We start from the raw sequence: 6,550 nt of genomic DNA on the forward strand, positions 1-6,550 counted from the left end.
AAAGATTACATCCATTCTTTTTCCGCAGTCATGCAGCAGTCCTTCCGCTTTGCAGTATTTCCAAAACAGTATATTACGTTTAATCCCATGCAGTATATTAAACTGCGGTATCAGACGGATGAAGTTGATTTGTTTTCAGACGAGGACATGGACGGAAATATCCAACCAATTTCACGAGAAGATTATGAAAGATTGCTTGCTTATCTGAAAAAAAAGAACCCAGCCGCAATACTTCCAATCCAGATAGCCTATTATGCCGGGCTTCGTATTGGAGAAGCCTGCGGTTTGGCGTGGCAGGACGTAAATCTGGAAGAACAATGCCTTACCATAAGACGTAGCATCCGATACGATGGCTCAAAGCGCAAATATATCATCGGACCAACCAAGCGGAAAAAAGTGAGGATTGTTGATTTTGGAGATACGCTGGTAGAGATTTTCCGTAATGCCCGGAAAGAGCAGTTAAAAAATCGAATGCAGTACGGAGAACTTTATCACACGAACTACTACAAAGCGGTCAAAGAGAAAAACAGAGTGTACTACGAATATTATTGCTTAGACAGAACAGAGGAAGTCCCGGCAGATTATAAAGAAATTTCTTTCGTCTGTTTAAGACCGGATGGTTGTCTGGAACTTCCAACTACTTTGGGGACTGTTTGCAGAAAGGTGGCAAAAACATTAGAGGGATTTGAAGGCTTTCATTTCCACCAGTTACGTCACACCTATACAAGCAACCTTTTAGCAAATGGAGCTGCCCCAAAAGATGTGCAGGAACTGTTAGGACACTCAGATGTAAGTACCACAATGAATGTCTATGCTCACTCCACAAGAGATGCTAAACGAAAATCAGTTAGGCTTCTTGATAAAGTGGTAGGCAATGATTAAAAAAATTCCCTTATTTCCCTTGTGATTATCTCATAAGGGTAAAAATAAGGGAAACTACATATCATTTCACTAATGGACAGGCGGGAAAGCCTATAAAATGGGGAAAGTTAGAGAGATAATTATATAAATTCAAGTTTGTGGAATTCAAAAATTTAACATAATATATAGCAAGAATTCTCTTTCCTATACAGGTGGGAGATGAATTGCAAAAAACAGGAAAGAACATTTGTTCTTAGACGCGATTCATGGTATAATAGAAACAGTCGACAAGATAAAAGATCAAAAAAAGAACTGTTTTTATGAAAAAAGAGATTGAGATGTAAAAGGCAGGATTTTTCAAAAAAATGAAAAAGGCTGGCAAGGGAACAGCGTAAACTGTCCGTATCCGGACAATAAGTAAGAAAATATGCCCGTGTCCGGGCAAAAAAAATCGCGGGACACGCGAGGATAGCTTGTAGATACTTGGCTCAGTAGAGTCATTGAGCTAGAAGCCCCTACTTCGAAATCTGGGATTTAAGAGATGGGAGCATGTCACTATGAAATGTGAGATAGAGCGTATGGAAATTAACTATACGTTCTATTTTTTTGCCTTTTTTGAAAAAAGTGATTAAAAAACTATTAACATTTTGTTACTGGAGGAGCGCAAAGATTCCTTCTGAATAACTGTGTAGCGAAGTGGATGATCTTATCTACTTGGCTTCGGTTAAAGAGATGGAATATAGTATATTGTCGCACATTGACACTTTACCATGATAAGGTTAAAATAAAGATAAATGATGCACTGCAAGAGAAATTGGACAGTTGCAATATTATTCTGAATTTCGGTGGTTTGCCGAGATTATTTGAACAGGAGCGAATGTGTTATGATAGCAGAAAAAATGAAACCTTATGTAAAAAATAATTCAGCCATCCGTATGATGTTTGAGGAGGGAAATCGTCTCAGAGCCATTTACGGTGCGGACAAAGTTTATGATTTCAGCCTTGGGAATCCCAGTGTTCCGGCACCGGAGTGTGTGAAGGAGGCTATTATTGATCTGGTGAACGAAGTGGAGCCGACAGTGCTTCATGGTTATATGAGTAATGCGGGATTTGAGGATGTGCGCCAGACGATCGCAGAATCTTTGAACCGCCGCTTTGGAACTAAATTTGCGGCAAAGAATCTGATTATGACAGTTGGGGCAGCCAGCGGTCTGAATGTGATTTTCAAGACAATCCTGAATCCTGAGGAAGAAGTGATTGTTTTTGCACCATACTTTCTGGAATATGGTGCATATGTGCGTAATTTTGATGGCAAGCTTGTGGAAATCTCTCCGGATACTACCACATTCCAGCCGAATCTTGAGGAGTTTGAGCAGAAGATTACGGCAAAGACAAGGGCAGTGATTGTAAATACACCTCACAACCCCACTGGTGTTGTATATTCCGAAGAAACTATTAAGAAGCTGGCAGCAATTCTTGAGAAAAAACAGCGGGAATTTGGCAGTGTGATTTACCTGATCTCTGATGAGCCATACAGAGAGCTGGCTTATGACGGTGTAGAGGTTCCGTATCTGACAAAATATTACGATAATACTATTGTTGGCTATTCTTACAGCAAATCTCTGTCCCTTCCGGGAGAGCGTATTGGTTATCTGGTAATTCCGGATGAAGCAGATGGTAGTGAAGAACTTATCACTGCTGCGGCTATTGCCAACCGTACTATCGGATGTGTCAACGCCCCATCTCTGATGCAGAAGGTGATTGCCAAATGTGTAGATGCAGAAGTGGATGTAGCTGCATATGACAAGAACCGTCTGGCATTATATAACGGACTGAAGGAATGCGGATTCGAGTGCATTAAACCGCAAGGCGCATTCTACCTCTTTGTGAAATCACCGGTAGCAGATGAAAAAGCATTCTGCGAAGCTGGAAAGAAATACAACATCCTTATGGTTCCGGGAAGCTCCTTTGCCTGCCCGGGCTATGTGAGACTGGCTTATTGTGTATCTTATGATACAATCATCAATTCCCTGCCGGAGTTTAAGAAACTGGCAGAGGAGTTTGGGCTGTGAAAACGGCGGGGATTGACATTGGGACAACAACGATAAGTGGTGTTGTTCTGGAAAAAGGAGAAAACGGGCAGGCAAAGATTCTGGAGACAAAAACTGTAGAGAATGGCTGCTTTGTTGAAACCGGAAATGATTGGGAAAGAATACAGTATGCAAAAGAAATTGTAGAAAGAGCAGTGAATCTGTTGGATTATTTCCTGGAGAAGTATTCGGATGTTGAGCGGATTGGGCTCACAGGACAGATGCATGGAATTGTCTATGTTGACAAAGAAGGAAATTGTGTCAGTCCGTTATATACATGGCAGGATGCCAGAGGAAGTATCTGCGATGGGGATCAGATTCCTTTAACAGAAGAAATACGGGAAAGATGTAAAATCCATGCTGCTTCAGGATATGGGCTTGTTACACATATTTATAATATCAGGCATAATCTGGTTCCAGATTCGGCTTTGAGCTTCTGTACGATCATGGATTATTTTGGGATGCATTTGACAGGACGTAAAAAAACATTGGTACATGTGAGCAATGCGGCAGGTTTTGGATTCTTTGACAGCCATAAGATGTGCTTTGAAAAAGAAAAACTGGCTGAAATGGGAGTGGATACAAACTGGCTGCCGGATGTCTGTACGGAAATAGAAAAATTGGGTATATACAGAGGACGGACAGTTACAACAGCAATCGGAGACAACCAGGCAAGCTTCCTCGGAGCAGCAGGTGATGAGGAGAATACATTACTGGTCAATATGGGAACCGGTGGACAGATTTCTGTTCTTTCCGGTCAGTATTTTTCGGGAGATGGAATTGAGGCGAGACCTTTCCTGAATGGGAAGTATCTGCTTGCGGGAGCATCTCTGTGTGGTGGCAAGGCGTATGCGCTCCTGGAACAGTTTTTCCGAAAAATTGTAAAAGAAGCGACCGGACAGGATCAGCCATTATACAAAGTAATGGAAAAGATGGCAAGAACAGGAAAAGACCTGAATAGCGAAAGACCTGAAAGTCGAAAGATTAAAGTTGAAACAACATTTGATGGTACGCGGGTAAACCCGGAAAAAAGCGGCAGTATTACTCAGATGTGTTCTGAAAATTTTACACCAGAAGATTTCTGTTATGGTGTTCTGAAGGGAATGAGTACAGAACTGTATCAGATGTATATGACTATTCAGAAAGGAACCGGCATAAAGATCAGGCGTATGATTGGTTCCGGGAATGGTCTGAGAAAAAATCCGGTACTGTGTGAAATTATTGAGGATATGTTTAAGGCAGAACTTGTTCTGGCAGAATGCGAAGAGGAAGCTGCGACAGGAGCAGCAATGAGCAGTTTGCCAAGGTCGGCTCAATGATTAATTGAATGAGAGTCATGTTCTTTTACCGTCCGATTTATTGAGTGTTATTTTCCGGCATGTCCTGATATGTTTTGGAGCATGCCGGAAAATTTTATGAAAACCGCAAAAAATTCCGGAAGAATAGGTAGCATCCCTTGATTTTATTATTCAGTTCTTTTGGCAGATACTATTTTTTATCAAGATTAAGCTCGGTTATATTGGTTGTAACAATCGGGATTTGTAGAATTAGTAAATCTCGATTTTGGGAAATACAAGAATGTGTCTCATTATGGTTTTAATGCGGTTTGTAAGGAGAAACAATATGATTGGGTTTGTTATATTAGGAATTCCGCTGTTAGATGGTCAAAATACACCATACGTTCTGTTGTCGGTTATTGGTGTGATGGTGGAAACAATTGTAATTATGGCTGCTTATAGTTTAGTTATCGTTAAAAAGTATGAAGAGAAGTAAATAACTTTGAAGTTGCAAGGAGGAAATTATGAAATTTATGCAAACAGAGAAAAAACAGCTATTGATCTATGTGATTATAGCATACGGAATCACATATGTAATGGGACTTCTGATGTGGTATAGCTATGGAAAAGGTCTTGATCTCAGCGCTTTTCCAAATGCGCAGATGCTGTATCCAGCAGCAGGTGTGATGATGGCTTATTTAATTACCAAAAAAGGAGATAAAAATCTTCCAACGGCTTTTTACATATTCTTTGTAGCTCTCACGGCGGTGCTGGTTGTCTGCACGGCGGCTTCTGTTCTGGCTCCCCAAAATAGAGATCTGATGAGCATGCCATATTCTCAGTGGACACCGATCATGGAGTACGTTATAATAGGTGGCAGCGTTATTTTCTGGATTCTTCTTCTGCAATCCGGTAAAGAAAAGCGCAGATCCTATGGACTGAACAGCGAACATTGGAATATATCTATTCGTATGATCCTGTTGTTTATTGGATTATATCTTCTCAGATTTGTGATTGCCTGTGCTCTGAGCGGCCAGCTTTCTGAATTTGGCAAAATAATGGCAAATCCTACTACCTGGATCATATTTTTTACTGTTTTGGTAAACTTTTTCCTGTCAGTAGTGGCATTCTTTGGAGAAGAATACGGATGGAGATATTATCTTCAGCCTCTTCTTCAGAAAAAATTTGGACTAAAAGGCGGCGTAATCCTTTTGGGCTGTGTGTGGGCTGTATGGCATCTGCCAATAGACTTCTTCTATTACACTACGCCGGATATGGGGCTGGCGGCTCTGGCAAGCCAGTTTGTTACCTGTATTTCACTGGGGATTTTTATGGCATATACTTATATGAAAACCCAGAATATCTGGGTTCCGATAATTATTCATTTTCTGAATAATAATATGGTGGTAGTTTTTTCAGGAACGTACTCTGCGGATGTACTTCAGAATCAGCAAATCCACTGGGGAGATATTCCTGTTGCACTGGTAATGAATCTGCTGATCTTTGGATGGGTGATCTTTCTGAAGCCATTTAAGGAGAAAAAAGCATAATATTGAATTCATTCAAATTATTTAGAACAATTTGCAGGAGTACCTGCATTTTTAGGATAATAAGCGGGAAGCCTCGGCAATTCAATTACCGAGATGAAAGCGTAAACTGTGCATATCTGCACTCATAATAAATAAAAATAACAAAACGGTTTTCATTCAATTTCTCCTTATAAAAAGCTGTATCCAGCATTATAAAAAGAAAATATGTTCGATGTTTTATTGCGGAATTTTTGATATCATGATATACTATATGCATGAAAGAAAATCTTATACATTATCGTACTTGTGTGTGCAATATCAATTACCATATGGTATGGTCGGTAAAATACCGGCGGAAGATATTAAATGCGGAGGTCGAGGCATATCTGCAGGAACTGGTGCAGGAGATTGCAGAAGATAAGGGCTTTACGGTTCATCTGTTTGAATGTGGGGAAGGAGACCATGTACACTGTTTTGTGTCAGCCCCTCCGAAATTATCCATAACTGCGATCGTGAAATACCTGAAGGGGATTTCCGGCAGGAAACTTTTCGAACGTTTTCCGGAAATAAGAAACCAGCTTTGGAAAGGGGAGCTGTGGAACCATTCCTATTATGTGGAAACGGTCGGATCTGTATCGGAAGAAAATATCCGCAGGTATATCGAACATCAGAGTAAAGCGTACTGATACGATGGAGGAGAGGAAATGCTGCTGTCAAAGAAAACATCCATAAAGGTCAGCCGGGAATATGCGAACCTCATCGGGCATATGTGCTATGCAGCATCCAAGCTCTG

6 protein-coding genes are annotated in these 6,550 nt (G+C 40.7%); all 6 read left to right on the forward strand.

From position 1 onward, the window contains the following. Positions 1-882, forward strand: an 882-nt coding sequence (locus H8Z82_RS16405; protein WP_186995712.1) for a site-specific integrase, incomplete at its 5' end; no start/stop codon positions are given. A gap of 863 nt (positions 883-1,745) precedes the next feature. Further along, on the forward strand, positions 1,746-2,933 hold the full coding sequence (locus H8Z82_RS16410; RefSeq protein WP_186995713.1) for a pyridoxal phosphate-dependent aminotransferase: 1,188 nt from the start codon (positions 1,746-1,748) through the stop codon (positions 2,931-2,933). Beyond that, on the forward strand, positions 2,930-4,270 hold the full coding sequence (locus tag H8Z82_RS17820; protein WP_186995714.1) for a sedoheptulokinase: 1,341 nt from the start codon (positions 2,930-2,932) through the stop codon (positions 4,268-4,270). The genes H8Z82_RS16410 and H8Z82_RS17820 overlap by 4 nt, the downstream gene beginning before the upstream one ends. A gap of 304 nt (positions 4,271-4,574) precedes the next feature. After that, positions 4,575-4,724: a hypothetical protein gene (locus H8Z82_RS16420; protein ID WP_019162941.1), complete on the forward strand. Its 150-nt coding sequence runs from the start codon at positions 4,575-4,577 to the stop codon at positions 4,722-4,724. A gap of 28 nt (positions 4,725-4,752) precedes the next feature. Continuing rightward, positions 4,753-5,778, forward strand: a complete 1,026-nt coding sequence (locus H8Z82_RS16425) for a CPBP family intramembrane glutamic endopeptidase (protein ID WP_117677733.1) — start codon at positions 4,753-4,755, stop codon at positions 5,776-5,778. Between the two features lie 254 nt (positions 5,779-6,032). After that, positions 6,033-6,443, forward strand: a complete 411-nt coding sequence (tnpA, locus tag H8Z82_RS16430; protein ID WP_207724697.1) for an IS200/IS605 family transposase — start codon at positions 6,033-6,035, stop codon at positions 6,441-6,443. Positions 6,444-6,550 lie beyond the last annotated feature (107 nt).

It is taken from the genome of Blautia difficilis, assembly GCF_014297245.1.
GTDB classification, from domain to species: Bacteria; Bacillota; Clostridia; order Lachnospirales; family Lachnospiraceae; genus Blautia_A; species Blautia_A difficilis.